Source organism: uncultured Tenacibaculum sp., from assembly GCF_947502995.1.
GTDB lineage: Bacteria > Bacteroidota > Bacteroidia > Flavobacteriales > Flavobacteriaceae > Polaribacter.
In genome coordinates this window covers 55,644-80,518 of the sequence record NZ_CANNBW010000012.1, presented here as the reverse complement: position 1 = coordinate 80,518, position 24,875 = coordinate 55,644, and the positions used below count along the sequence as shown (strand labels likewise).

Sequence of the window (24,875 nt, the reverse complement as noted above, 5' to 3'; positions counted from 1 at the left end):
CAATTATCTTTGATCAATTATCAATCACTGATAAATTCTATATTAACGTCATGCTGAATTTATTTCAGCATCTCATTATCATGTCAATCAAAAAACTAAACATATATCAAATATTAGATCATCTTGAAAAAAGAAAAGCCTTGTATTTAGGTAATCATTATTCTTTTAATTCTCTTGATGCTTTTATTAATGGGTATAGTTGTACTGCAAATGATAGTCATTGGTATAGCGAGGAGTTTAACGATTTTTCCTTTTTTAATGTTTGGTTACTCGGTCATTTACCAAAACATTTTGGTGAAACTGGTGGTTGGTATTGGCAAATTCACAATAGAAATTTAAACGATGATGAAAATGCTTTTAAAGAATTCTTCTTCTTTCTAAACCTATTCAAAACTTCTAAAAAGTTCACTAATAAAATAACAGATATTTCTTACTCTATTGAAAACAAAATAACTGCAACTTCTCATAAAATAGATACTATAGAAAAAGTAAGTTTTGAGAATTCTATATCAACATGGATTTTTAGTTATTCAAACAACGAGTTAGTAGATGAAAATTGGTTTGTTACAGAAGCTAATTTTTTAAAATGGGTTCAAAGGGTTAATAATACTGTCATTACCAAAGAAACTTTTGATAAAAAAGCTTGATTACAAATATTCATGAGAACCTGAAATAAATTCAGGTTGACGTTATTTACTCTGCATTCTTAAAATCACAAATCTTAAAAAATTCATTTCGAATACTTGCTTCGTTATAACGACCTCCATATTCTACAGTAGTAGTAAAGCTTTCCTTGTCTTTAATTCCTCTTGATGAAACACATAAATGTTTAGCATTAATCACCACAATTACATCTTCTGTTCCTAGAGTTTCTTGAAGATCTTTTAAAATTTGAATACATAATCGCTCTTGTACTTGAGGTCGGTGCGAATAATAGTCTACCAAACGATTTATTTTAGATAAGCCCACAACTTTATCCTTCGGAATATAACCTACATGTGCGTATCCTGTAATTGGTAAAAAATGATGTTCACAAGAAGAATCTATTGTAATATTTTGTTCGACTAACATCTTTTGATATCCATACTTGTTTTCGAAAGTAGAAACCTTTGGTTTGTTCGCTGGATTTAATCCATAGAATAACTCTTTCACATACATTTTTGCAAAACGATATGGAGTACCAGATAAACTATCATCTGTTAAATCTAAGCCTAATTCTTCCATAATCTTTTTAAAATAAACCTGAATGTTAGCTATTTTTTCATCATCAGACTTATCAAAAGCATTAGGAACCATTGGGGTTTTAATGTTTGTAAGTATATGATTGTCTCCTATGTGATCGTGTTTTTCCATAAATATTAGATTTTTAGCTTACTGTACAACATGTTTCATTTGAGCACTGGCAATATTTACTATTATATAAATGTAATCCTACTAAGCTTAAAGAAACAACATACATAACTGCTTCTGGAATAGCGAATAACGCAATTTTCTCATTTATAATAATGAATGCTAATAATACCCAACTCGAAAATAAAGCATATTTCATCCATTCTTTTGATGTTTGGCTTGCTGACTTAAAAATAGCAAAAAAAGAAATCACTAAAAAAATATAATCAATACTCTTCCACCAAAATGGTGCAGTTGTTCCTTCACAACACGCTCCATGAGATTGAATAACAAATAAAAAAGGGGTAAAAACACAATGGATTAAACATAAACCGCTAGAAAATACACCTAAAGCATCTGATTTTTGATTCAATAACATCTATTTTTTTTAATTTTGTATTTGGGAGACAAAAATACATTAATTTATTATATCGCAACACAGTTGCTTTAATTTTGTACTATGGGAATCATTAGGAAAACAAAAGCAGTAAAAATTTTACTTGATTTATTCGAGAATGAGTTCTCAGCAATTTTAGCTGTTGATTTAGTGGAAAGACTAAAGAATGAAATGAATAAAACTACAGTATACAGAGCCTTAGATCGTTTAGAAGATGAAGGTATTATTCATTCATTTGTAGGAAAAAATGGATTAAAGTGGTACGCAAAATGTAAAAACAATTGTACTTCTGATCATCACAATGATGTTCATCCGCATTTTGAATGTAAAAAATGTAAAAAAGTAATGTGTTTACCTGTAGAAGTTACGATTCCTAATATTCCAAATCATACAATCGATAACACAGCTGTTTTTATTACAGGTATTTGTGATAATTGTAACGATTAATTATAAATTAAATCGTCTTCAGTATTTATCTTTTTATCACTTCCTGCAGATGCTAAAATGTATGAGTTTTCAACAACTTTATAAGAAAAAGTAGTTCCCCAACCATCAACTAATAAATCGTTGCGAAGCGGATTGTTTCTTTTGATTATATTTAACTTATCAGGATATTTACCAAAAACTTCTCTTTCTTTTTCTAATAGCGCTTTTATTTCAACAACTTTATCTTCAGTTTTACTTTTATCAGCTTTGCTTGTATTTACTATGTAAAATACAATAGCTATAAATGATAACACACCTACTAAAATAGTAACTCTTCCATAAGGTGATATCATTTTCTTAGGTGGTAAGTTATTCGCTTTTTCGTATGCTCTTCTTTTCTTTAGTTTTTTCTTGAAAAACAATTGCTGGAATCCTAAAGCTATTTCAGCAAAGAACTCTATTAAACTAGCTGCTAATTCTCCCATAATAATTATTTAATTTAAACTATGTTTTTCCTTGTTCAATATACTTATTTTTGCTGACTATTATGCAACACGATATTAGTTTTAAATATATTAATAAATTAGCTATTCCTGCTTTAATAACTGGTGTTGCAGAACCTTTGCTATCTACAACAGATTTAGCTATTGTTGGAAACATTAAAGAAAATGCTACCGAAAGTATTGCAGCTATTGGAATTGTTGGTGCTTTTTTATCTATGCTAATCTGGGTATTTGGTCAAACTCGTAGTGGAATTTCTTCTATTGTTTCTCAATATGTTGGTGCACAGCGTATCGATGAGATTAAAAACTTACCTGCACAAGCTACAGTAATAATTGTTGGTGTTAGTTTACTAATTTTAGGATTAAGTTATCCGTTTGCAAAAGAAATTTTTCAGTTTTATAATGCATCCGGACAAGTTTTAGAGTATTCTGTTGATTATTATAAAATCAGAGCTTTTGGTTTTCCTTTTACTTTATTTACAATCGCTGTTTACGGAACTTTTAGAGGTTTACAAAACACGTTTTATCCTATGGTTATTGCAATTATAGGAACTGTTGTAAACATTGTTTTAGACTTAGCTTTTGTTTACGGAATTGAAGGATATATTCCTGCCATGCATATAGAAGGAGCTGCTTATGCAAGTGTTATTGCACAAATTGTAATGGCTGTAATTGCTTTGGTTTTATTATATAAAAAGACTTCTATTTCTTTACGTTTTAAACTACCATTTAATCAAGAAATTCCGAGATTTATTTCTATGGTTCTTAATCTATTTGTTAGAACTATAGCTTTAAATTTAGCTTTATACTTCGGAACTTCTTATGCTACAGCTTACGGAAACGAATATATAGCTGCCTATACAATTGGATTGAATTTATGGTTGATGGGCGCATTTATAATGGACGGATATTCTTCTGCTGGAAATATTTTATCAGGAAAATTATTAGGTGCAAAAGCTTATAAAACTTTAGTAGAACTAGGAAGTCGTTTGATTTTATATGGATTTTTACTAGGAATAGCTTTAGCAGTTATTGGTTTTGTTTTATATCAACCTATCGGAAGGTTATTTACACAAGAAACCGAAGTTTTAACGAGTTTCTACGAAGTATTTTGGGTGATTCTACTAATGCAACCTTTCTGTTCTTTAGCATTTATTTATGACGGAATGTTTAAAGGTATGGGAGAAATGAAATATTTACGAAATTTATTATTGTTATCTACAGGATTAGTATTTATTCCAACATTGCTTTTTTTCGATTATTTAGACTATAAATTATATGCTATTTGGATCGCTTTCTTTGCCTGGATTATTGTTCGTGGATTACCACTAATTCTTAAGTTTAGAAGTAAGTTTTTAAGATTAGCTGAAGACGAATTATAAATCTTTCTCGAAAACAATCTTTTGTTGTCCGCTGGTATTAGTATACACTTGAACAATATCAAATCCGTTTTTAATATTTAAAATCAACATTGGCTTAAAACGATTCATCGATTTTGTTCGAAGCTTTTTATATCCTTTTTCTTTTACTAATTCTTCTTGTTTCTTAGCTAGTTCTTGTGCAATTCCTTTTCTTCTCAAATCAGATAACACTCCCCCAACCCAACTATAAAAAGTAGTTTCATTATATCGATATCCTATTTTAAATCCAACTGGTGAATTTTCAAAATAAGTCAACACAATTATTACATCGGTTTTACTTGTAATCCTATCAATGAAAAAATCAAGTTTTGCATCATCAAAAATCGTTTCATATAAATGTAAAAGTTCCTTTAAAATAGTATCTTTAGGAATACCTTCAATAATTATCATTTTTATGTTTTTCATGATTCTTTTTTTCAGAAAAAATAAAATTAAGACTATTTTTGAACAAACAACTAAATAAATGACAACAACAAGACCTAACGGAAGTTTATATACACATATAGAGAATAAAATAGCAACTATAGAATTTGGGCATCCTGCCAGTAATTCTTTTCCTAGTGAATTATTAGATCGTTTAACGAAAGAATTAAATTCATTATCAGATAATGATAAAGTAAATATTATCGTTTTAAAATCTGAAGGAGAACGTGCTTTCTGTGCTGGTGCTTCTTTTGATGAATTAGTTGCAATTGATAATTTAGATGATGGAAAAAAATTCTTTTCCGGATTTGCTAATGTAATTAATGCGATTCGTACTTGTTCGAAATTAGTTATCGGTAGAGTTCAAGGAAAAGTTGTAGGTGGAGGTGTTGGTTTAGCAGCTGCCTGTGATTATGTGTTAGCTACTGAAGCGGCAAGTATTAAACTTTCTGAATTTACTATTGGTATCGGACCTTTTGTTATTGCTCCTGCAGTAGAACGAAAAATTGGAGTTAGTGGTTTAGCAGAATTAACTTTAGATGCTACAAGCTGGAAAAATGCATATTGGGCAAAAGACAAAGGCTTATATGCTAAGGTTTTCGATTCTCTTTCTGAATTAGACAAAGAAGTAAGTTTGTTAGCTGAAAAGTTAGCTTCTTATAATCCTGATGCTTTATTTGAAATGAAAAAAACACTTTGGGAAGGAACTGAAAACTGGAATGAATTATTAGTTGAAAGAGCAAAAATTACAGGAAGATTAGTACTTTCTGAGTTTACTAAAAATGCACTAGCTAAATTCAAAAAACAATAAGAAATAAAACTATGGAAAAGTCTAAATCAGGATCGCCAATTTACAGATACGACGAAAACAATAAAAATAAATTTGAAATAGCTTCTGGAGAATCTTCTCTGGAAGCTATTTCAGATCATATAGAAAAACACGTAGGAGAAATCGATATGGTTTTTCATGAAATTGTTTCCGATCAAGTTCATATTGATGTGCACTGGGTTAAACCTACTACAGCAAAACCTTTTCATACTTTAGTTACTTCTGGAATGAGCGATAAACCTATGAATACTCCAGAAGGTATTGAAGGTTGTAATTATGCAGAATTAAGCATTTGTTTACCTGAAGATTGGAAAATTTCTGAAGAAGATTTTAAAGATGAAAGCAATTACTGGCCAATTCGATGGTTAAAGTTTTTAGCACGTTTTCCTCATGAATACAACACATGGTTAGCTTACGGACATACTATGCCAAATGGAGATCCTGCGCAACCTTTTGATGCTAAAACTAAACTAAGTTCTGTTGTTTTATTACCTTCTATTGTTTTTAATGAACAATTTCACACGTTAACTTTAGAAAATAAATCTATAGATTTTTACACGTTAATTCCTTTGTATCAAGAAGAGTTAAATCTTAAAATGACCAAAGGTGTTGAATCTCTTTTTAATGGTTTTGATAAACACAATATTTCTGATGTTTTGAATTTAACAAGACCTAATATTGCTAAACGTAAAAAGTTATTTGGATTGTTTTAAATCGTATTGAATTATGATATCTCTTGTTAGAACCGATTCAGAAAACAAAGATTTTAGAGCTTTAGTAAAACAATTGGATGCTTTTTTAGCTGTTACAGATGGTGAGGATCATGATTTTTACAATCAGTATAACAAACTCGATCTTATTAAACATGTTGTTCTTATTTATGTTGATAACGAACCTTTAGCTTGTGGAGCCATTAAACAATACGATACAACTACAATGGAAATTAAAAGAATGTTTACTTCTGAAAAAGCAAGAGGTAAAGGTTTGGCTTCGCAAATACTAAAAGCATTAGAAATTTGGGCAAAAGAACTTTCTTTTAATCGATGTATTTTAGAAACTGGAATTAGACAAGTTGAAGCAGTTCATCTTTACAAAAAAAACAATTATAAAATCATAGAAAATTACGGACAGTATTCTGGTTTAGAAGAAAGTATTTGTTTTGAAAAACAGTTAAATTAAGACTTATTTTTATCAAAATATGCTGGCTTCCAAATAAGGTTTCCAAAAACTATTCTCAATTTATCTTTTAATGTTTTACATTGCTTTACTTCTTTCCAAATATGAACATATTCAATAAAATTAATCGTAATTGGGTTATTGGTTTTTATATTTTTTGTTAATCCGTAAACTACTTTCTCCTCCTCTCTTTTAAAGGTTCCAAATAGCTTATCCCAAATAATTAAAATTCCTCCGTAGTTTTTATCTAAATACTTTTGATTTGATCCGTGATGAACTCTATGTGTCGATGGAGTATTAAAAACCTCATCTAACCAGCCTAATTTTTTAATATGTTCTGTGTGTATCCAAGTTTGATATTGCGCTACTAAAACTAAAGCTACAATAGTTTGAAAAGGACTAAAACCGATTAACACCATTGGAATTAAGAAAATCCACTCAAATAATCCTTCTACAAAGCTTAAACGCATTGATACAGTTAAATTATAATCTTCTGAAGAATGATGTACACTATGATGTGCCCATAAAATTCGATGTTCGTGTTCTAAACGATGCATCCAATAATATGTAAAATCTGCTGCTAAAATGGCAAAAAACCAAGACCCTAAATCCATCTGGATTTCAAAAAAAGCAATCCATTGAAATGGAATTAAAAACAAAATTCCAATACTTCCTAATATTGTTTTTTCTAGTAATTGATTGATAATAAAGATGAGTAAATTCGCTCCAGTATCTTTCCATCTTCGTTGTTTAGAAACGAAAAAATCAACAGCAATCTCAAATAAAATCAAAGAAAGATTGAACACAAAGAAAATAGCCACATAATTTATAATAGGTGCTTTTTCAAATAACAGCGTAATGGTTTTTAAATCCATAATCGATAATTTTTTGTTCAAAATTATCTCAGGAATTCAAAAACTGTTTGTCCATTCAAGACAATTATACTACTGGAATATAAATTTCTGTAATTAGTTCTTCTTTTGGTGTTGTACTTTCATCATTTACATAAAACTCCAATGTAGCTTGGTCTGCAAATTCTAATTGTACATCTTGCATCCATCTTGCATAAATGTTATTGTAAGTTTCGTAACAAGATTCATGACTTCGTTTGTGTATAAATTTCGCATATTTTTGAGTAGGTATTTCCTTTATTTCAAAGAAACCTTTAGTATCAAAATCTTGATGATCTTCTAAAACAATTCCAGCGTTATACCTGCATTGCAAAGTATCTGTTATGTCATCATCATCTAAAATTTCACCTAAAAGTATAGTCTCATCAGACAATAACTTCTTTTTAAAAACATATTTTAGCAAACTATTCCAAGTCTTTTCTATTCCGCGAATATCTTCATAAGAACCTTTATATTGTAGATATAGAATTTTAAAACTTGGTAAGTGTTCAATACTAAATGATAGCGTTTTATTAGCATTCTCTCTTTTCTCTTGTAAAATTTTGGTCGTAATCTCTTGCTGAATATGCTGCGAATTTCTGTACGTAGAAGGTGAACAATTAAAGTGTTTTTTAAATGCTTTACTAAAAGCAGCTACATCTTTATAACCAATATCTAAAGCAATGTCAGAAATTTCTTCTGCTGAATATTTTAAAAACTCAGCGGCTTTTTCTAACCTTTTTCTTTTGATAAATTGACCAATAGTTTCATGTTGTAATGCTGCGAATATTCTATTGATATTTCGATATGAATAGAAAGAAACATCTTCTATATCTTTTGAATTAATATCGGTTTTAAACTTATTTTCTAGATATACAATAAGTTTCTGATACCTTTCTATTTGCGTATTATTCTTATTCATGTTTTTTCTTGTTCTATAAAATTATGCAATCTTTAGAATAACTCATTTATTCATTTTAGACTTTATTTCTGATGAGATTCTATTCAAAAAAGAAAAAATAATCTATAAAAAGCTAGGTATAGCTGAGAACTTTTAGATTAACGTATGTAATGCGAGTAAATTAAAATTGTATTTTTGCGGAATATTTTAATTGAAATTATGGGAGAAAATATTTTATTTCTTGGATTGGCATTAGCTGTTGGCGTTGTATACTTTGTTAACAAGTATAGAAATAATAAAAAATTTAGAAGGTAGTGAGTAAGATTAGAATAACAAAAAAGTTCACTTTCGAAACAGCTCATGCTTTATATGGTTATGACGGAAAGTGTAAAAATATTCATGGACACAGTTACAAGTTATTTGTTACTGTAATCGGTGAACCAATATCAGATACCAATAACCCAAAATACGGAATGGTAATTGATTTTGGTGATTTAAAAAAGATCGTAAATAAAGAAATTGTTGATGCGTTTGATCACGCAACTTTATTTAATAAAAATACACCTCATCTCGAATTAGCTGAATATCTTAAGGAACTTGGACATCATATTATTTTAGTAGATTACCAACCTTCAAGCGAAATGATGGTGATTGATTTTGCTAAAAAGATATCTGGAAATTTACCAGAAGGAATTCGTTTACATTCATTAAAATTACAAGAAACTGAAAGTTGTTATGCAGAATGGTTTGCATCAGACAATATTTAGTTCTTTTTTTCTTTAGATATATAAAAGATATATTCAATAAAATTTAAAAAAGATATAAGCCATGAAATTATTAAAGTCATTTATTTTATTTGTTGCTTTTGCAACATTAACAAGTTGTAGTGGTGATGACGAAACACCTGTATTCGAATTAACTACTGAAAACTTTACAGGAACATATGCAGTAACTAAATTAAGAGGTACAAATAAAACTTCTACAACGGCTTCTGGTCAAACTGTAGATATTTCTACTGAATCTTATGAAGGAGATACGTTTCAACTTGATTTAGTACTTTCTACTAACGGATCGTTTACTTATTCTGGAGAATACAGAGAAGTTGCAGTTACTACTTTAAACAATGGATCTGCTCCTGTACAAGAAACTAGTATTGAAACTGAAAATAGCTCTGGAACATATACTTTAGATCCTTTAAATAGAAGAGTTACTTTTACAGATACTAATACTGGTGTAATTAACGGAATTTTTGAAATTACTTCTTTCACTGCGAATACTTTAGTACTTTCTAAAGAAGCAGAAGCTACAGATAATCAAATTACAACAACTGAAGAAATAACTATTACTTTTGAGAGACAATAGAAATTAGTTACTAAATCATATTAAAAAAGCAGACAAATAATTGTCTGCTTTTTTAATTTATAAACTCTTTTGTTTTTTACTTACCATTAAACTCATTCATAGTATTTGAAATTCCAGCATTTATAAACGATGTAATCGCGTTTACACTCGTTGGTATTCTCTCTATAAGCTGACTCTCTTCTTCATCGCTCCATTGCCCTAAAACGAAGTCTACTTGTCTTCCTTTTTTATATTCTGAGCCTACACCAAAACGGAATCTTGGGTAAGAACCTGTGTTTAATTTTTCTTGAATATCTTTTAAACCATTATGTCCTCCAGCGCTACCTCTGCTTTTTATTCTTAGTTTTCCAAAATCTATATTCAAATCATCCGTAATAATTAATAAATTTTCAATTTGAATATTTTCTTTCTTCATCCAATATAAAACAGCTTTACCACTCAGGTTCATATAAGTATTAGGTTTTAATACAAACACTGTTTTTCCTTTTACTTTTAGCTTTGCTAAATCACCTAACTTTTCAGTAGAAAAAGAAGCTTCATTTTCTTTTACAAAAGCGTCTACAATTTTAAAGCCTATGTTATGCCTGGTGTTATCGTACTTTTCACCAATATTTCCTAGACCCACAATTAAAAATTTCTTCATAATATCTTCTTCAGATTCTTGTTTTTGTCCAAAAATTCTACCGACTAAGGAAAGAAAATTCATCATAAACATTAATTTATAAAGTACAAATCTATAAAAGAAGCATGGATTTTTACCTTTTTTTGATATTTATCTATAGTCAAATATTTATCAACTTATTTAAAGTTCCATTCGTCGATAATTCACAAGGGCGATCTCTTCTTTTACGTAATTTTACAGTGTTAGTTAGTAAATAATAAAAATAAATATAGATAATTATAGCTCGGGGGGGCTGTATAGTTTATAACTAAAAAAGACGACTTAAATAAGTCGTCTTTTTTAGTTTGTATACTTCATTTTTAAACTCTTAATCTTTAATTTTTTACCATTCATCTTTAAATAAAAACCTTTTGAACCATATTTAATATCAACCGTCGATTTTAAGAATTTATAAATGAATCTTAATTCTATTTTTGTTCCGCTTAATAATCAGACTTGAAGGGGGTCGATTATTGCTTACAACTACTGGCCGTCATAACCCGACGGCTAGCTTTTTGTTTTTATAAAATAAATTTATAACTCATATAATATATCGTTAATCTACACGGAAACCTTTATGAACTCTAGAAAATTACCATTCGTCGATAGTTAGAACGAAAAAAGTAGAATAAATAGTAATTTTAAAGTGGAAAGAAAGTAGTAAATGAGTTTCTGAATAACAAAATTCAAGGTTTATAGTTCGGGGGGACTATAGTTATTTAGACACATAAAGCCGTCTCTTAGAGACGGCTTTTTTATTGTAGCTTATTTATGTTTATACTATAAATCGAATTTAATTCCTTGAGCTAAAGGTAATTCTGTAGTATAATTAATTGTATTTGTTTGACGACGCATGTAAATTTTCCAAGCATCTGAACCAGATTCTCTTCCTCCTCCAGTTTCTTTTTCACCTCCAAAAGCTCCACCGATTTCAGCTCCAGAAGTTCCTATGTTTACATTTGCAATACCACAATCTGATCCAGCGTGTGATAAGAAACGCTCAGCTTCACGTAAATTGTTGGTCATAATTGCAGAAGATAAACCTTGTGCAACACCGTTTTGTAAATTAATTGCATTCTCTATATCACCTGAATACTTTAATAAATATAAAACTGGAGCAAACGTTTCGTGCTGAACGATTTCATAATCATTAGCAGCTTCTGCAATAGCAGGTTTTACATAACAACCACTTTCATATCCTTCACCTTCTAAAACTCCTCCTTCTACAATAATGTTTCCACCTTCAGCAACAACTTTCTCTAAAGCTTTGTTATACATTGCAACTGCATCTTTATCGATTAACGGTCCAACATGATTGTTTTCATCTAAAGGATTACCGATACGTAATTGTTTATAAGCATCTACAACTGCATTTTTTACTTTATCGTAAATAGAATCGTGAATAATTAATCTACGTGTAGAAGTACAACGTTGTCCTGCGGTTCCTACAGCTCCGAATACAGCACCAATTACTGTCATTTTAATATCAGCATCTGGAGTAACAATAATTGCATTATTTCCTCCTAATTCTAATAAACTTTTACCTAAACGACCTGCAACTTCACTAGCAACAATTTTACCCATACGAGTAGATCCTGTAGCAGAAACTAAAGGAATTCTAGTATCCTTAGAAATAAACTCTCCAACTACATAATCTCCATTTACTAAACAAGAAATTCCTTCTGGTAAATTGTTTTCTTGTAAAACTTCAGTAATTATGTTCTGACAAGCTACACCACATAATGGAGTTTTCTCAGATGGTTTCCAAACACAAACATCACCACAAATCCAAGCTAAAGCTGTGTTCCAAGACCAAACAGCTACTGGAAAGTTAAACGCAGAAATAATTCCTACAACTCCTAACGGATGATATTGTTCGTACATTCTGTGTCCTGGTCTTTCAGAATGCATTGTTAACCCGTGTAACTGACGCGATAAACCAACAGCAAAATCACAGATGTCAATCATTTCTTGAACCTCACCTAAACCTTCTTGGTAACTCTTACCCATTTCATAAGAAACTAATTTACCTAAAGCTTCTTTCTTTTCTCTTAATTTCTCTCCAAACTGACGAACAATTTCTCCACGTTGAGGAGCTGGCATTACTCTCCAAGTTTTAAAAGCTTCAGTAGCAGCAGTCATTACATTCTCGTAATCTTCTTTAGTAGAAGCTTTTACTTTAGCTATTAATTTACCATCTACTGGAGAATAACTTTCAATAAGTTCTCCATTAGAAAACCACTTAGAACCTGTAGAAGTTCCTTCATTTATATCATTAACCCCTAAGGTTTTTAATGCTTCTTTAATACCAAAATCTGTCATTTTGTAGTTACGTTTTAGTTGTTTAAATTGATGTCAAATTTACAAATAAATCACTATTAATAAAATTAAACAAAAACTATAATTTTTGTTTAAAATATAACTTACCATGAAAACCTTATTAACCAGTTTATCTTTAGTACTTCTTTTAATTAGTTGTAAAACAACAACTGAAAAAAAAGAATCAAAAAATGAAAAAATTAATGAATTTGCTATTGTAATACATGGTGGAGCTGGAACTATTTTAAAGAAAAATATGACTCCAGAGAAAGAAAAAGCATATCAAGACAAATTGAAAGAAGCAGTTAAAGTAGGATATAACATACTTAAAAACGGTGGTAAAAGTATAGATGCAGTTGAACAAACAATTCATGTATTAGAAAACTCTCCGTTATTTAATGCCGGAAAAGGAGCTGTTTTTACTCATGAAGAAACTAATGAATTAGACGCTTCTATAATGACAGGAAACGACTTAAATGCTGGTGCTATAGCTGGTGTTGCTGATATTAAAAACCCTATTTCTTTAGCAAGAAAAGTGATGGAAAACTCTGAACATGTAATGCTTTCTGGTAAAGGAGCTTCTGTTTTTGCTAAATCTCAGGGTATTGAAATTGTTGACTCTAGCTACTTTTATACTGAAAGTAGATTTAAATCTTTACAACGTGTTAAAGAAAAAATGAAGGCTGAATTAGATCACGATGCTAAAACTGCTTTTTATGACCCTATTATTAAAGATTCTAAATTCGGAACTGTAGGTTGTGTTGCTTTAGATAAAAATGGAAATATTACAGCCGGTACTTCTACTGGTGGAATGACTAACAAACGTTGGAATAGAATTGGTGATGCTCCAATTATTGGTTCTGGAACTTATGCAAATAACGCTACTTGTGGTGTTTCATCTACAGGTTGGGGTGAATATTTTATAAGAGCTCAAGTTGCTCATGATATTTCTGCTTTAATGGATTACAAAGATTTATCGTTAAAAGAAGCCGCAAGAGAAGTTATTCAGAATAAACTTACCAAATTAGGTGGTACAGGTGGAATTATTGCTGTTGATAAAAACGGAAATATGGTTTTTGAATTTAATACTGCAGGAATGTATAGAGCTTCTATGAACGCTAAAGGTGAAACTGAAGTGAAAATTTATAAAGAGTAAAACTACTTAAAAGATTTCTCATATTAAAAAAGAGCAATTATCGTATTAGTTACTGCTAATATTGATAATTGCTCTTTTTCTTGTTAACCTTCTTTTTCTATATGTTCCATGTGAAACGAATATTTAAAAATCAAATGTTACTCCAGAATATATTCCGAAAATAAAAGGACTAAATCCATTAGAGTTTTCTGAAAATGTATTTAACTGCGCTTTTAACATTGGATTAAAGTTTAAATTCAATTTTTTGGATAATTGAACATCAATATTAATTCCTAAATTTCCGCTGAAATTTAATGTGTTTAAGTTATTTGCTTCTCCTATAGGTTGATTTAAAATACTTGAGTTTAACGCTACAGAGTTCTCATTTAAAAATAAGGTGCTAAATCCTGTTACCAACTGTGTTTTAAATGTTTTGTTTTCATAAAATTGGTATTGAACTTCTACAGGTATTTCAAAATAACTATACGTTTGTGCAATGCTTCCTCTATCTGCTAAATTACCACCAGAATTAGTAGGATCTAAAGCAAAACTACTATCACCAGAAGGTTCTAAACTTACAAAAGTAAATGCATCGTTAATTGAAAAATTAATCGCTTCTAAATTGTTATTTGATGTTACACTAGTAAATAAACCAACATTTTCTGTATTTATCACATTCTTTTGAAATTGAACACCAGTTCTAATCGACCATTTTTCATTTAATTGATAACCTACTTTTACTCCATAAGCCAAAGTTCCGTCTGTTGAAATAGAATTTGAATTTAAACTTTCATCTATTGGTGATCCGCCAGAAAATGCACTTGAACCTATAACTCCAACAATTGGTGTGACACTCCATTTTTTGGAAGTTTTGATTTTCTCTTCTTCAATTGGATTTTCATCGACTAAAGCCACTAATGCTTGTTTTGTTTCTTTTGTTTTCTTAGTGATTTTATCTTCTTTATTTTTTGTTTTTTCTACTTGATTATCTGCTATTAAAACATCCTTTTTAAAACTATGTACTTCCTTCTTTTTTAAGATTTTATTTGTCTCTTTTTTAGATGAATTTGTTTTAGTTTTTAATTTCTCTTTGAAACTTTTATTCGTTTCTGTTTTAGCTATTTCAATTGTGTTTTTTGTTGTTTTATCAGTTTTCTTTTGATTCAATTTATTTTCTACTAACTCTGTTGTAACCTCTTCTTTTGGTATTGTTTCCTTAAATTTTGAAGTTGTTGTATCAACTTTTATTTGCTGTGTTTCAACAACAGGAAAATCTTCATTTACTGGTGTAGGAAAATTAATAGTAGCATCATTTTTAAAAGGATTTGTAATTAATAAAGAGATTAATAAAACTGCAGCTATTCCAGAAGAAAACCACCAAAAAGGTATAATTCGCTTCTTTTTCTTCTTTGAAAGTTTATCTTCAATATTCTGCCATAATTCAGGATTAGGCATTACCTCTAAATCCTTTAACTTTTCTTGAAATAATCTGTCTATATTTTTATCTTCCATCATTATGCCTTTTCTAATTTTAACTGATATGCTTCTAACTTACTCTTCAAAATTTTCTTTGCTCTAGATAAATTTGATTTAGAAGTTCCTTCAGAAATACTTAATAAATCTGCTATTTCTTTATGTGAAAAATTATCTAGAACATAAAGATTAAAAACCAAACGATAACGATCTGGAAGTTCTTGAATTAAGCTTAGTAACACATCAATATCAATATTACTTTCATCTAAGCTTACCTCCTCTTCTTTAACGTCTATTTCTTCTTTTACAATGTATAATTGCGTTTTGTCTTTATATTTTTGAAGCGCAGTAGTAATTACAACTCTTCGTAACCATCCTTCAAAAGATCCTTTATTTTTGTATTGATGTATTTTATCGAAAGCTTTTAAAAAACTATCTTGAAGTACATCTTCTGCATCTTGATAATTTCTACAATACTTTAAACTCAACGCAAAGAGTTTCGCAGCAAAGATTTGATAAATCTGAGACTGGGCTTGTAAGTTATTTTGCTTACACTCTTGTATGAGTTGTTCTATTTTGATACTCCGTTTGATTTAAATTGTTGATCTAATATTTTAACGTTGGTTGTCCGTTTAAGCAAATTACTTTTTGAGGTTGAGCTATCAAATCACAAGTTGAATAAATCTCCCATTTTCTATTATATGCATCTTCTAATTGCGTATACTTTTCTACCTTTTGTAGAAAAGCTGTTACATCTATTAATGTTGAATAAGCTATATACCCTTGAAAACCTCCACATGCTTTAGATCCATATCCTACAAAAGACCAATTATTTTCATCTGTACAACTTTTATTATTTGCCATTTCATAAAACTCATTGTAAAGATCCATTAATTCTTGGTGATCTTTTTCTTGTTCCGTTAATTCTCTTTTTAAAATTAAAACATCTTTAGTTAAAGAAACTATTTTAAAGTTATGTAAAAGTCCATTATTTGGTCTGTATTGATTAGTTATACTTAAATCATAAATCTTTAATATATCTCCATCTTCAATTTGCCAATTACCATCTATATCAAAAAAACTAAGTGGAGGTGTTCCACAAAAACCTGAAGTTCTTTCTAAAAACTCTGGAAATTCTTCTTTAAACGAAAATCCGTAAGCTTCTTGTGGTAATTCTTTTACTCTTTTAAAAATTAGTTTTTCATTTTCATAAACTACTTCAGACCAATTTCCTAGTAATAAATTACTTTCTATTATTTCAACTTCTTCATTCTCACTACAAGAAATAAATACTAAAAACAGTATTGTTATAAATTTTAAATTTTTCATATTTTTTATCTAATTAATGTATATCGAACATCATCGAAAGCTACTCCGTAATCTATGATGAATTTTCCTTGTTCTTTTTTTATGGTTCCTTTTCTTTCACCTACAACTAAAATTTCATTATCATTTTCTGTTGTTATAGAAAAATCATAAACTCCTGTATGATTCAGACTAAAATTTTGCTGGATTCCTACGTTATGTTCTACTGAATTTTTTATAGTAATTGTGTTATTATCAAAATTAACAAACCATACTATTTCTCCTTTGCTATATGTTACAGGTTGAGCTAAACCTCCTTCAATGGTTACTAAACTCCAAGTTCCAACTAATGAATCTTGTAATACATCATTTTCACTTTTACTACAACTAAAAAAACTTAAAACAGTTGCAAGACAGATAATTACTAATCTTTTATACATTTTTATCTTTTTTATTGAAATTGACATTCGATTTGATTTGATTTCCAAATAATTGTTCCTTGTTCAAAAGTTTCAAGTGGTACATCTTCTGCTCCACTGCCAACAATATTGGTTGTTATTCCTGAACAATTTTTTACTTCAAATACTGAGTTGATCGCAGGATTGCAATTAGCTAAAACAAACTTCGTTTCATCATTATGCATTATCTGAACGATATAATTATATTTAGAGAACTCTGTAGAATTATTAATTGTTTCTATTTCAGATTTTAACCAACTTAAATCTTCTGTTGGTTTTTCAACCGAACAAACTAAATTCAAATCATTTTCTATCTCTTTTTCATTACAACCAATTAATATTAATGGCAGTAGAAATATTAATTTTAAGTATACTCTTTTCTTCATCTCTTTTTAATTTAAAGTATATGTGTTTTGAAGATTACATTCTTCACAAAGTACTTCTCCATTTACTACAATTCGTTCAACAACAACTTGTGTATAACATTGATGTTGAATAAACTTGTAGTTAAATTCTATTTTATAATCTTTAGTTGGAGTTTTAACAGTTATAGCATTAAGATTTGTTGTTATAGGAAATGAATATGTATTATCTGAAAACTGTAATAAATTTTTACAATCTTGATCTTCTAAACCATTTACATCACAAAGTATTTCTATATCGTTTATATTAACCTGAGTATTAAAATTGAAAAGTAAAAGAGTTTCTACTGGTGAAGTCCTAAATACTAAATCATCGCACTCATTTTCTTCTGAACCACAAGACATTAAATAAAATACACCCAGTAAAAAAATAACTTTTAGTAATTTATAATTCTTCATAACAACCTTTTAATAATTATAATTTATTGGTGAATTCCATTGTTCTAAATTCAATACAATCTGATCGATTTGAGATATTTGTAATCGTGAAATATTAAACTTTACTTCTTTAGTTACAATTGCTAAACAAGCTTCATTATTAGTTAATTCTAACTTTAAACTTCTCTGTAAAGGAAAAGATTCAGAAATTCCACCAGAATCAATTAAGTTCATAATCCAGCTATCTCCACTACAACCAGAAGAGGTTACTTCGAGCGTTAAAATATTATTTTGAATAGATACAGATGTTATCGAATAGTTATCTGTATTAGTAGCATCGTATCTTTCTTTATTTATGATGAGTTGATCATAATTACGCCATAATACTCCGACTAGTTGTGCATTATCTTGAAAATCGGGACAAGTATTTAATCCTGCAATTCCGCCAAACTCACAAATTACTTCTCCATCGCAATTGTACACTTTTATTAGTGCATCTGTACAATCGACACAATCGTTAATTAAGAACACATCATGACCTTCGTATTTAAATTGTAATATTTCAACTTTTACAGAATTCATTAATCTTTCAAAATTTTCCTTTTTCTCTTTTAACCATTCCAAACTTTCTAGAGGATTTGTTGGACTAAAATTTGTGACATTTTCATCTTTCAAACAAGATATAAATGAAAGACTAATGAATAAACTGTAAAAGACCCTTCTCATAATTTAACTATTAACTTTAATTTTTAACTCTTTTATTTACCTAATAGATGGGCTTTTTTTGCAAAGGTTGCGTGAGTAACTTGTATTTTTGTCTGTATTATGGAAAATTGTTTCACAAATATTAATTCTACTGATGAATTTAAAGCAAAGGCATTACAAACTTTTGCACATCAATTCGAAAATAATCGTGTATATCGATCTTTTTGTGATTTATTATACATTCACCCTAGTGATATAAAAGAAATACATGAAATTCCTTTCTTACCTATCCAATTTTTTAAATCACATGAAGTAGTAAGTGGAACAGCTTCTATTCAAGAAACTTTTAGTAGTTCTGGAACCACAGGAAGTGTTACTAGTAAACACTACGTTTCTGACATCTCTTTATATGAAAAGAGTTATTTAGAAGGTTTTAAACATTTTTATGGAAACATAGAAGATTATGTTGTTTTAGCGCTTTTACCAAACTATTTAGAAAGAAAAGGTTCATCTTTAATATATATGGTGAACGACCTTATAAAAAGATCTAAAAACGCTGATAGTGGATTTTATTTAAACAACTTAAATGAACTTGCTGATAAACTAACTTCTTTAGATAATGGACATAAAAAAGTGCTTTTAATTGGTGTTTCTTTTGCTCTTTTAGATTTAGTTGAAATGCATCAATTTAATTTAAAAAATACCATTATTATGGAAACTGGTGGTATGAAAGGTAGAAGAAAAGAGTTGATTAGAACAGAACTTCACCATATTTTAAAATGTGGATTTGGTGTTGATAAAATTCATTCTGAATATGGTATGACAGAACTTTTAAGTCAAGGATATTCTACAGGAGATGGAATTTTTAATTGCCCTCCTTGGATGAAAATTCTTACCAGAGATACAGAAGATCCATTAACAATCGCAAAAACAAAAAAAACTGGCGGAATAAATGTTATTGATTTAGCCAATTATAATTCTTGCTCTTTTATTGCAACACAAGATTTAGGAAAGATTTACGACGATAATTCTTTTGAAATTATCGGTCGTTTTGATAATTCTGATATCCGTGGTTGTAATTTAATGGTATTTTAAGAGACAAATAAATATATTTATAATCTGATTTAAAATAGTTTACCAATGAAAAAAACAATCTTTCTTCTATTTACAATTTTTGCATCTATTACATTTTATCAATGCGGACCAAAAACAGATGATAAAGTAGCTGTTGGTGGTTACGATGTAGTTTCTTACTATTCAACAGACGGACCTGTAAAAGGAAATGAAACATTTACCACAGATATTAATGGAAAAACGTATTATTTTTCTAACAAAGAAAGTTTAAATGAATTTACGAGTAATCCAGATAAATATATTCCTCAATATGGTGGATATTGTGCTTATGCTGTGGCTGAAAAGAAGATTAAAATGGGTGTAGATCCAGAAGTTTATGAAATAAGAGATGGTAAATTATACCTTTTCTATAATTCATTTTTTGCTAATAAATTAACTGATTGGCAAGAAGGAGATACAAAAGCTTTACAAGCTAAAGGAGATAAAAACTGGGAAGAAATGAAAAATTCAGATAAATAATTATGATTCGTTTTTTATTCGCTTTACTATTTATAACAACAACTGTTTTTAGCCAAACAGAACACCTTAATACAAAAAAAGGAATTGTAGCTAAAGGTTACGATGTTGTGGCTTATTTTAGTAATACTGCCGTTAAAGGAAAAAAGAAATTAAGTACAAATCATAATGGTGCTACGTATCGTTTTTCTTCAGAAGAAAACTTAAAAACTTTTAAAGAAAACCCCGATAAATATGTACCTCAATATGGTGGATATTGTGCTTATGCAATTGGTGTTAATGGCGAAAAAGTTGATATAAATCCTAAGACTTTTGAAATAAGAGACGGAAAATTATATCTTTTCTATAATTCTTGGGGTACTAATACCTTAAAATTATGGTTAAAAGAAGATCCAAAAAAATTAAAAGAACAAGCAGATAAGAACTGGTCGAAAATTACTAATTAGTTTTTTCTTCTTGTTCTTGCATATCTTTAGTTAAATCCAGCCTTCTTAAGGTTGGATTTTTTATTGCGGTAGTTATTACTGTTAACAAAGTCATTGTACCTCCAAAAACTACTGCAGTAACCGTTCCCATTAATTTGGCTGTTAATCCACTTTCAAAAGCTCCTAATTCATTTGAAGATCCAACAAAAATTGAGTTTACAGAAGCAACTCTACCTCTCATATGATCTGGTGTTTTTAACTGTAAAATAGTTTGCCTAATAACCATAGAAATTCCATCTGTAACACCACTAAAAAATAAAGCTATTAGTGATATCCAAAAACTTGTTGATAAACCAAAAACTAGTATACAAATACCAAAACCAAAAATGGCTACTAATAACTTCTTTCCTGCATTTTTACTAACAGGAATATAAGCAGTAATTAACATCGTTAAAAAAGCTCCTACAGCAGGTGCAGCGCTTAAAAAACCAAAACCTTCTGGTCCTACTTTTAAAATATCTTTAGCAAAAACAGGAAGTAAAGCCACTGCTCCTCCAAAAAGAACAGAGATCATATCTAAAGTTAAAGCACCTAAAATTACTTTGGAATTTTTAACAAATTGAATTCCTTCTTTTAAACTTTCAAAAATAGGCTCTCCAATCTTTTTATTTAAAATTGGTTTTTTCTTTATAAATAATAATAAAACTAAAGATAAAGCTACTAATGAAAATACTATTAATAAAGAAGAATCTACTCCAAATAAACCTATAGAAAAACCACCAAATGATACACCTAATATTTTTGCTAATTGCCAAGTAGAACTATTCCATGTGGCGGCATTTGTATATAATTTCTTAGGAACAATTAAAGCTACCAGAGAAAAAATTGTAGGTCCAAAAAAAGATCGTAATAAACCTCCAAAAAATACTAATGCATAAATTGAATATAAAATCGAGTTATAACTCCAACCTTCAGTATAATAATCAGATGTAAGAAAATATAAACCTAAACTTATTAATGAAAAGAGAGCTATACACACAACTAACAAATTTCTTTTTTCTTTTTGATCTACAACATGACCTGCAAATAAAGCCATAGAAACAGCTGGAATTACTTCCATTAAACCTATAATTCCTATAGCTAGTTTTGAATTTGTTATTTCATAAATCTCATATTCTAAAATGAGAAATTGCATAGACCAACCAAAAACTAATGCAAATCTTACTAATAAAAAAATATTAAACTCCTTAATACGTAAAGACGCAAACGGATCTTGTTTTTGCATAAAGTATTAGCTTAATTTCAAATCCATTAGGATTGAAAATGTTTCATTTACATCATTCTCTTTTACAACAATTGTCATTTCATGTGTTGTTGAAATTACTTCTTGAACAGCAATGTTTGCCCAAGCAAATTGTTTTAAAATGAAATAATAAATTCCAGATTGTTCTAAGTTTTCTTTTGGTAATTTTATAGTAATAGAAGCTAAATTGTCTACATTATTGATTAGAATCTCTTTCAAAAAAGTTTCTTGAATTAAAGGCTGTAAGCTTTTACTGGCTACAATATTTGTTTCAAAAATACCTTGAGATATAGTTAAAAATAAATCGTTATTCTCTGCAGATTCTCCTAAAATGATAGCTATCTTTTTAAATAAAGTAGGAGAATTTTTAAAGGTAAAATCACATAAATCCGAACGCACAATTACATCTCCCAAATCTAAAGCTAACTTCTTAATATTCTTTCGAATACGTAATTCGTTAGCTGGCGATAATCTATTAATTGCCATCATTACAGCTCCAACTTTTACTTCTTTTTTAAGTTGCTGAGCTACTTCAGGTAAAATTAACCTGGCTAATGAGGAAACATTGATTAACTTTTCGTTTAGGGCTTCTTCAATAAATGGGGTTTTTCTTATAGTAATTTCAACAGCTTCTTGAATTGTTTTCATCGTTGTTTAAAAATATACTAGTTGTTGTAAAAATATTAAAATTTGTTAATTTTTATTTAACTTTTTCCAAAATATTTAATAACCTATTTGTGTTGCTAAAATTTTTTTTTCGTTTACTTTTGTGGCGTAAAAATTTTAGGCGTTAGATGATGTTTGATTTCATTTTGTAGGTATTATTTGAAGGGTTTTTATACTTTTAATTTGAAAAATTAATCTAACATATTTGTTAGTTTCTCAAACACTTCTTTCGCCTCTTTTTTTCCATATAAAATACTGTAAATAGCATCTATAATAGGCGTTTTTGCACCATTCTCTTCATTAATCTTGTAGGCACTTTTTGTAGCATAATATCCCTCCGCAACCATATTCATTTCTAACATCGCAGATTTTACTGTATATCCTTTACCAATCATGTTTCCAAACATTCTATTTCTACTGAATACAGAGTAACCTGTTACTAGCAAATCTCCCAAATAGGCAGAGTTATTAATATTTCGTTTCATTCGGTGAACTTTTTTAATGTATCGTTTCATTTCACGAATAGCATTACTCATTAACACCGACTGAAAATTATCACCATATCCTAATCCATGTGCTATACCTGCAGCAATTGCATAAATATTCTTTAACATGGCAGAATATTCTGTTCCAAAAATATCGTCAGACACTTTTGTTTTTATATATCTTCCTTTAATACATTTACTAAGCTCCTTTGCTTTCTTTTCATCTTGAGAAGCAATTGTTAAATACGATAAACGTTCCATAGCAACTTCTTCTGCATGACAAGGTCCGGCAATAACTCCTATATTTTCATAAGATACATTATAGTTTTTATGAAAATGTTCACCAACAATTAACCCTGTTTCTGGAACAATACCTTTTATCGCTGAAAAGATAATTTTATTATTTAATGGTATGGCTAATTTTTCTAACTCTGAATTTAAAAAAGCTGAAGGAATAGCGAAAATTAAAACATCATAATTTTCTACTAAAGTATTGATATCGTTTGTTAAATCTAATTGTTCTGGATGTAATTCTGCAGAACTTAAATAATTCGGATTATGCTTATTTCTTTTAATATGTTCTATTGCATAAATGCTTCTCATATACCAACCTATTTTGGTTTTATTTTCTGATAACATTTTAACAATTGCAGTAGCCCAACTTCCTCCACCAATAACGGCTATTTTTTCAAATTCGCTCATTTATGTCGTTTGTTTTATGATGCTAAATTAATAAAACTATAATCTAGTGCGTAATTGTTAGTATTATTTATCTTTGAAACGCTAAAAAATGTGAAATGAACGTTGAAATAATTAACAAATCGAAGCATCAAATTCCTACTTATGAAACTGAAGGTTCTGCAGGAATGGACTTAAGAGCTAATTTAAATGAACCTGTTGTTTTAAAGCCTTTAGAAAGAGCTATTATTAAAACAGGATTATTTATTGCTTTACCTCAAGGTTTTGAAGCACAAGTAAGACCAAGAAGTGGTTTAGCTGCTAAAAAAGGGATTACTGTTTTAAATTCTCCTGGTACTGTAGATGCAGATTATAGAGGTGAAATTGGAGTGATTTTAGTAAATCTTTCTAATGATGAATTTACCGTAAACGATGGTGAGCGAATTGCACAATTAGTAATAGCTAAACATGAACGTGTAAACTGGCAAGAAGTTTCTGTTTTAAATGAAACAGAAAGAGGAGCTGGTGGTTTTGGTAGTACTGGAGTTTAGTTTAAAATTTTGTAAACCTGACTCATTTTCTTGTATTTATCATATAATAAATCAAAAGGTAAAAAGCAATGTGAATGGTATTGGTAACCTAGTTTTTTATAAAACTCAAAAGCTTGTGGTTTTTCATCCATAGCATCTAACCAAATCATTTCATATTGTTTTTTCTTTGCTTCATTTTCCAACCACAGTAATAATTGCTTTCCAACACCTTTACCTTGTGTTTTAGTATGTAAGTAAATTCGATGTAGTTTTACTGCTCTTTTCTCAATAAAATTTTCTAATTCACTATTCCAGTTTACTTTAAAATTACCAACTTTTTCTCCATCAACAACTACAAAATAATAATCTGAATTTGTTTCAGCTAACTCTTTTTCTATATTTTCTTTAGAATACTGGTTATTTATATACCAATTACCAGCGTCTTCCCAGAAATAATCATATGCTTGAGGATATATTTCGTTCATTAGATCAAACAAAACTGAAGTGTCATTTGAAGTTATAGGAACTAAACTTATTTGCTTGCTTACTGTAATCACTTTTTTCTTTTAAAAATAAAAAAACAGCTGTAGTTAAACTACAACTGTTTCTATATTAAACAAGATTC

32 protein-coding genes are annotated in these 24,875 nt (G+C 29.1%); 13 read left to right on the top strand and 19 right to left on the bottom strand.

Annotation, left to right across the window (positions count from 1 at the left end):
* Nucleotides 1–80: 80 nt before the first annotated feature.
* Entirely contained in the window at nucleotides 81–647 is a 567-nt protein-coding gene (locus Q1A46_RS11360) for a hypothetical protein (RefSeq protein ID WP_299678363.1), read from the top strand.
* Between the two features lie 46 nt (nucleotides 648–693).
* Here Q1A46_RS11360 and folE read toward each other — a convergent pair whose 3' ends face one another.
* Nucleotides 694–1,353, bottom strand: a complete 660-nt coding sequence (folE, locus tag Q1A46_RS11355; RefSeq protein WP_299678360.1) for a GTP cyclohydrolase I FolE — start codon at nucleotides 1,351–1,353, stop codon at nucleotides 694–696.
* 13 nt (nucleotides 1,354–1,366) lie between these two features.
* Nucleotides 1,367–1,768 (bottom strand): MerC domain-containing protein, encoded by a 402-nt coding sequence (locus Q1A46_RS11350; protein ID WP_299678357.1) that lies wholly within the window; start codon nucleotides 1,766–1,768, stop codon nucleotides 1,367–1,369.
* An 81-nt stretch (nucleotides 1,769–1,849) separates the two neighbouring features.
* Here Q1A46_RS11350 and Q1A46_RS11345 point away from each other — a divergent pair, with 81 nt between their 5' ends.
* A complete protein-coding gene (locus tag Q1A46_RS11345; protein WP_299678354.1) occupies nucleotides 1,850–2,233 on the top strand; it encodes a Fur family transcriptional regulator in 384 nt (127 codons plus the stop codon).
* On the opposite strand, the gene Q1A46_RS11340 is transcribed toward Q1A46_RS11345, so the two are convergent.
* Nucleotides 2,230–2,697 (bottom strand): hypothetical protein, encoded by a 468-nt coding sequence (locus Q1A46_RS11340; RefSeq protein ID WP_299678351.1) that lies wholly within the window; start codon nucleotides 2,695–2,697, stop codon nucleotides 2,230–2,232. The two genes, Q1A46_RS11345 and Q1A46_RS11340, sit on opposite strands and share 4 nt — an antisense overlap.
* A 62-nt stretch (nucleotides 2,698–2,759) precedes the next feature.
* Between Q1A46_RS11340 and Q1A46_RS11335 the strand changes: the two genes are divergently transcribed.
* Entirely contained in the window at nucleotides 2,760–4,097 is a 1,338-nt protein-coding gene (locus tag Q1A46_RS11335; RefSeq protein WP_299678348.1) for an MATE family efflux transporter, read from the top strand.
* On the opposite strand, the gene Q1A46_RS11330 is transcribed toward Q1A46_RS11335, so the two are convergent.
* Nucleotides 4,092–4,541 (bottom strand): GNAT family N-acetyltransferase, encoded by a 450-nt coding sequence (locus tag Q1A46_RS11330; RefSeq protein ID WP_299678344.1) that lies wholly within the window; start codon nucleotides 4,539–4,541, stop codon nucleotides 4,092–4,094. The two genes, Q1A46_RS11335 and Q1A46_RS11330, sit on opposite strands and share 6 nt — an antisense overlap.
* A 58-nt stretch (nucleotides 4,542–4,599) precedes the next feature.
* Between Q1A46_RS11330 and Q1A46_RS11325 the strand changes: the two genes are divergently transcribed.
* Genes Q1A46_RS11325 through Q1A46_RS11315 form a run of 3 tightly spaced genes read left to right on the top strand, consistent with a single transcriptional unit; the run spans nucleotide 4,600 to nucleotide 6,567 of the window.
* Complete coding sequence (locus Q1A46_RS11325) at nucleotides 4,600–5,370, top strand: enoyl-CoA hydratase/isomerase family protein (protein ID WP_299678341.1); 771 nt, start codon at nucleotides 4,600–4,602, stop codon at nucleotides 5,368–5,370.
* Nucleotides 5,371–5,381: 11 nt separating this feature from the next.
* Entirely contained in the window at nucleotides 5,382–6,101 is a 720-nt protein-coding gene (locus tag Q1A46_RS11320; protein WP_299678338.1) for a suppressor of fused domain protein, read from the top strand.
* Between the two features lie 13 nt (nucleotides 6,102–6,114).
* Complete coding sequence (locus Q1A46_RS11315) at nucleotides 6,115–6,567, top strand: GNAT family N-acetyltransferase (RefSeq protein ID WP_299678335.1); 453 nt, start codon at nucleotides 6,115–6,117, stop codon at nucleotides 6,565–6,567.
* Here Q1A46_RS11315 and Q1A46_RS11310 read toward each other — a convergent pair.
* Both Q1A46_RS11310 and Q1A46_RS11305 read right to left on the bottom strand, forming a co-directional pair.
* Nucleotides 6,564–7,439, bottom strand: coding sequence for a sterol desaturase family protein (locus Q1A46_RS11310; RefSeq protein WP_299678332.1), 876 nt, complete (start codon nucleotides 7,437–7,439; stop codon nucleotides 6,564–6,566). The genes Q1A46_RS11315 and Q1A46_RS11310 overlap by 4 nt on opposite strands.
* A 64-nt stretch (nucleotides 7,440–7,503) precedes the next feature.
* Entirely contained in the window at nucleotides 7,504–8,376 is an 873-nt protein-coding gene (locus Q1A46_RS11305) for a GyrI-like domain-containing protein (protein WP_299678329.1), read from the bottom strand.
* A gap of 293 nt (nucleotides 8,377–8,669) precedes the next feature.
* On the opposite strand from Q1A46_RS11305, the gene Q1A46_RS11300 reads away from it, so the two are divergent.
* Both Q1A46_RS11300 and Q1A46_RS11295 read left to right on the top strand, forming a co-directional pair.
* Nucleotides 8,670–9,122: a 6-carboxytetrahydropterin synthase gene (locus tag Q1A46_RS11300; RefSeq protein ID WP_299678326.1), complete on the top strand. Its 453-nt coding sequence runs from the start codon at nucleotides 8,670–8,672 to the stop codon at nucleotides 9,120–9,122.
* A gap of 61 nt (nucleotides 9,123–9,183) precedes the next feature.
* Entirely contained in the window at nucleotides 9,184–9,717 is a 534-nt protein-coding gene (locus Q1A46_RS11295) for a hypothetical protein (protein ID WP_299678323.1), read from the top strand.
* Between the two features lie 76 nt (nucleotides 9,718–9,793).
* On the opposite strand, the gene pth is transcribed toward Q1A46_RS11295, so the two are convergent.
* Together pth and Q1A46_RS11285 are read right to left on the bottom strand one after the other, a co-directional pair.
* Nucleotides 9,794–10,426, bottom strand: a complete 633-nt coding sequence (gene pth / locus Q1A46_RS11290; RefSeq protein ID WP_299678320.1) for an aminoacyl-tRNA hydrolase — start codon at nucleotides 10,424–10,426, stop codon at nucleotides 9,794–9,796.
* A 732-nt stretch (nucleotides 10,427–11,158) separates the two neighbouring features.
* Nucleotides 11,159–12,700 carry an aldehyde dehydrogenase family protein gene (locus Q1A46_RS11285; RefSeq protein WP_299678317.1) on the bottom strand — a complete coding sequence of 514 codons (1,542 nt, stop codon included), beginning with the start codon at nucleotides 12,698–12,700 and terminating at the stop codon, nucleotides 11,159–11,161.
* A gap of 106 nt (nucleotides 12,701–12,806) precedes the next feature.
* Between Q1A46_RS11285 and Q1A46_RS11280 the strand changes: the two genes are divergently transcribed.
* Nucleotides 12,807–13,853 (top strand): isoaspartyl peptidase/L-asparaginase family protein, encoded by a 1,047-nt coding sequence (locus Q1A46_RS11280; RefSeq protein WP_299678314.1) that lies wholly within the window; start codon nucleotides 12,807–12,809, stop codon nucleotides 13,851–13,853.
* A 123-nt stretch (nucleotides 13,854–13,976) separates the two neighbouring features.
* Here Q1A46_RS11280 and Q1A46_RS11275 read toward each other — a convergent pair whose 3' ends face one another.
* From Q1A46_RS11275 to Q1A46_RS11245, 7 genes are read right to left on the bottom strand one after another with little or no spacing between them, the layout of a single operon-like run.
* Entirely contained in the window at nucleotides 13,977–15,344 is a 1,368-nt protein-coding gene (locus tag Q1A46_RS11275; RefSeq protein ID WP_299678311.1) for an outer membrane beta-barrel protein, read from the bottom strand.
* Between the two features lie 2 nt (nucleotides 15,345–15,346).
* Complete coding sequence (locus tag Q1A46_RS11270) at nucleotides 15,347–15,880, bottom strand: RNA polymerase sigma factor (protein ID WP_306420519.1); 534 nt, start codon at nucleotides 15,878–15,880, stop codon at nucleotides 15,347–15,349.
* A 31-nt stretch (nucleotides 15,881–15,911) separates the two neighbouring features.
* Nucleotides 15,912–16,634, bottom strand: coding sequence for a hypothetical protein (locus tag Q1A46_RS11265; RefSeq protein ID WP_299678308.1), 723 nt, complete (start codon nucleotides 16,632–16,634; stop codon nucleotides 15,912–15,914).
* A 5-nt stretch (nucleotides 16,635–16,639) separates the two neighbouring features.
* The gene (locus tag Q1A46_RS11260) at nucleotides 16,640–17,050 is read right to left on the bottom strand and encodes a hypothetical protein (protein WP_299678305.1); all 411 of its coding nucleotides are present in this window, start codon (nucleotides 17,048–17,050) and stop codon (nucleotides 16,640–16,642) included.
* Nucleotides 17,051–17,061: 11 nt separating this feature from the next.
* The gene (locus tag Q1A46_RS11255; RefSeq protein WP_299678302.1) at nucleotides 17,062–17,454 is read right to left on the bottom strand and encodes a hypothetical protein; all 393 of its coding nucleotides are present in this window, start codon (nucleotides 17,452–17,454) and stop codon (nucleotides 17,062–17,064) included.
* Nucleotides 17,455–17,460: 6 nt separating this feature from the next.
* Nucleotides 17,461–17,889 carry a hypothetical protein gene (locus Q1A46_RS11250; protein ID WP_299678299.1) on the bottom strand — a complete coding sequence of 143 codons (429 nt, stop codon included), beginning with the start codon at nucleotides 17,887–17,889 and terminating at the stop codon, nucleotides 17,461–17,463.
* A 9-nt stretch (nucleotides 17,890–17,898) separates the two neighbouring features.
* Nucleotides 17,899–18,594: a hypothetical protein gene (locus Q1A46_RS11245; RefSeq protein WP_299678296.1), complete on the bottom strand. Its 696-nt coding sequence runs from the start codon at nucleotides 18,592–18,594 to the stop codon at nucleotides 17,899–17,901.
* A gap of 99 nt (nucleotides 18,595–18,693) precedes the next feature.
* On the opposite strand from Q1A46_RS11245, the gene Q1A46_RS11240 reads away from it, so the two are divergent.
* Genes Q1A46_RS11240 through Q1A46_RS11230 form a run of 3 tightly spaced genes read left to right on the top strand, consistent with a single transcriptional unit; the run spans nucleotide 18,694 to nucleotide 20,609 of the window.
* The gene (locus tag Q1A46_RS11240) at nucleotides 18,694–19,668 is read left to right on the top strand and encodes an acyl transferase (protein WP_299678293.1); all 975 of its coding nucleotides are present in this window, start codon (nucleotides 18,694–18,696) and stop codon (nucleotides 19,666–19,668) included.
* A 45-nt stretch (nucleotides 19,669–19,713) separates the two neighbouring features.
* Nucleotides 19,714–20,166, top strand: coding sequence for a YHS domain-containing (seleno)protein (locus tag Q1A46_RS11235; RefSeq protein WP_299678290.1), 453 nt, complete (start codon nucleotides 19,714–19,716; stop codon nucleotides 20,164–20,166).
* A 2-nt stretch (nucleotides 20,167–20,168) separates the two neighbouring features.
* Nucleotides 20,169–20,609: a YHS domain-containing (seleno)protein gene (locus Q1A46_RS11230; protein ID WP_299678287.1), complete on the top strand. Its 441-nt coding sequence runs from the start codon at nucleotides 20,169–20,171 to the stop codon at nucleotides 20,607–20,609.
* Here the strand turns inward: Q1A46_RS11230 and Q1A46_RS11225 are convergent.
* From Q1A46_RS11225 to Q1A46_RS11215, 3 genes are all read right to left on the bottom strand, one after another.
* The gene (locus Q1A46_RS11225; RefSeq protein ID WP_299678284.1) at nucleotides 20,602–21,873 is read right to left on the bottom strand and encodes an MFS transporter; all 1,272 of its coding nucleotides are present in this window, start codon (nucleotides 21,871–21,873) and stop codon (nucleotides 20,602–20,604) included. The genes Q1A46_RS11230 and Q1A46_RS11225 overlap by 8 nt on opposite strands.
* A gap of 6 nt (nucleotides 21,874–21,879) precedes the next feature.
* Nucleotides 21,880–22,539, bottom strand: a complete 660-nt coding sequence (locus Q1A46_RS11220; RefSeq protein ID WP_095074958.1) for a hypothetical protein — start codon at nucleotides 22,537–22,539, stop codon at nucleotides 21,880–21,882.
* Between the two features lie 209 nt (nucleotides 22,540–22,748).
* Nucleotides 22,749–23,744 carry an NAD(P)H-dependent glycerol-3-phosphate dehydrogenase gene (locus tag Q1A46_RS11215; protein ID WP_299678275.1) on the bottom strand — a complete coding sequence of 332 codons (996 nt, stop codon included), beginning with the start codon at nucleotides 23,742–23,744 and terminating at the stop codon, nucleotides 22,749–22,751.
* A gap of 95 nt (nucleotides 23,745–23,839) precedes the next feature.
* On the opposite strand from Q1A46_RS11215, the gene dut reads away from it, so the two are divergent.
* Nucleotides 23,840–24,271 (top strand): dUTP diphosphatase, encoded by a 432-nt coding sequence (dut, locus tag Q1A46_RS11210; protein WP_299678272.1) that lies wholly within the window; start codon nucleotides 23,840–23,842, stop codon nucleotides 24,269–24,271.
* On the opposite strand, the gene Q1A46_RS11205 is transcribed toward dut, so the two are convergent.
* Nucleotides 24,268–24,807, bottom strand: a complete 540-nt coding sequence (locus Q1A46_RS11205) for a GNAT family N-acetyltransferase (protein ID WP_299678269.1) — start codon at nucleotides 24,805–24,807, stop codon at nucleotides 24,268–24,270. The two genes, dut and Q1A46_RS11205, sit on opposite strands and share 4 nt — an antisense overlap.
* Nucleotides 24,808–24,875: the final 68 nt, after the last annotated feature.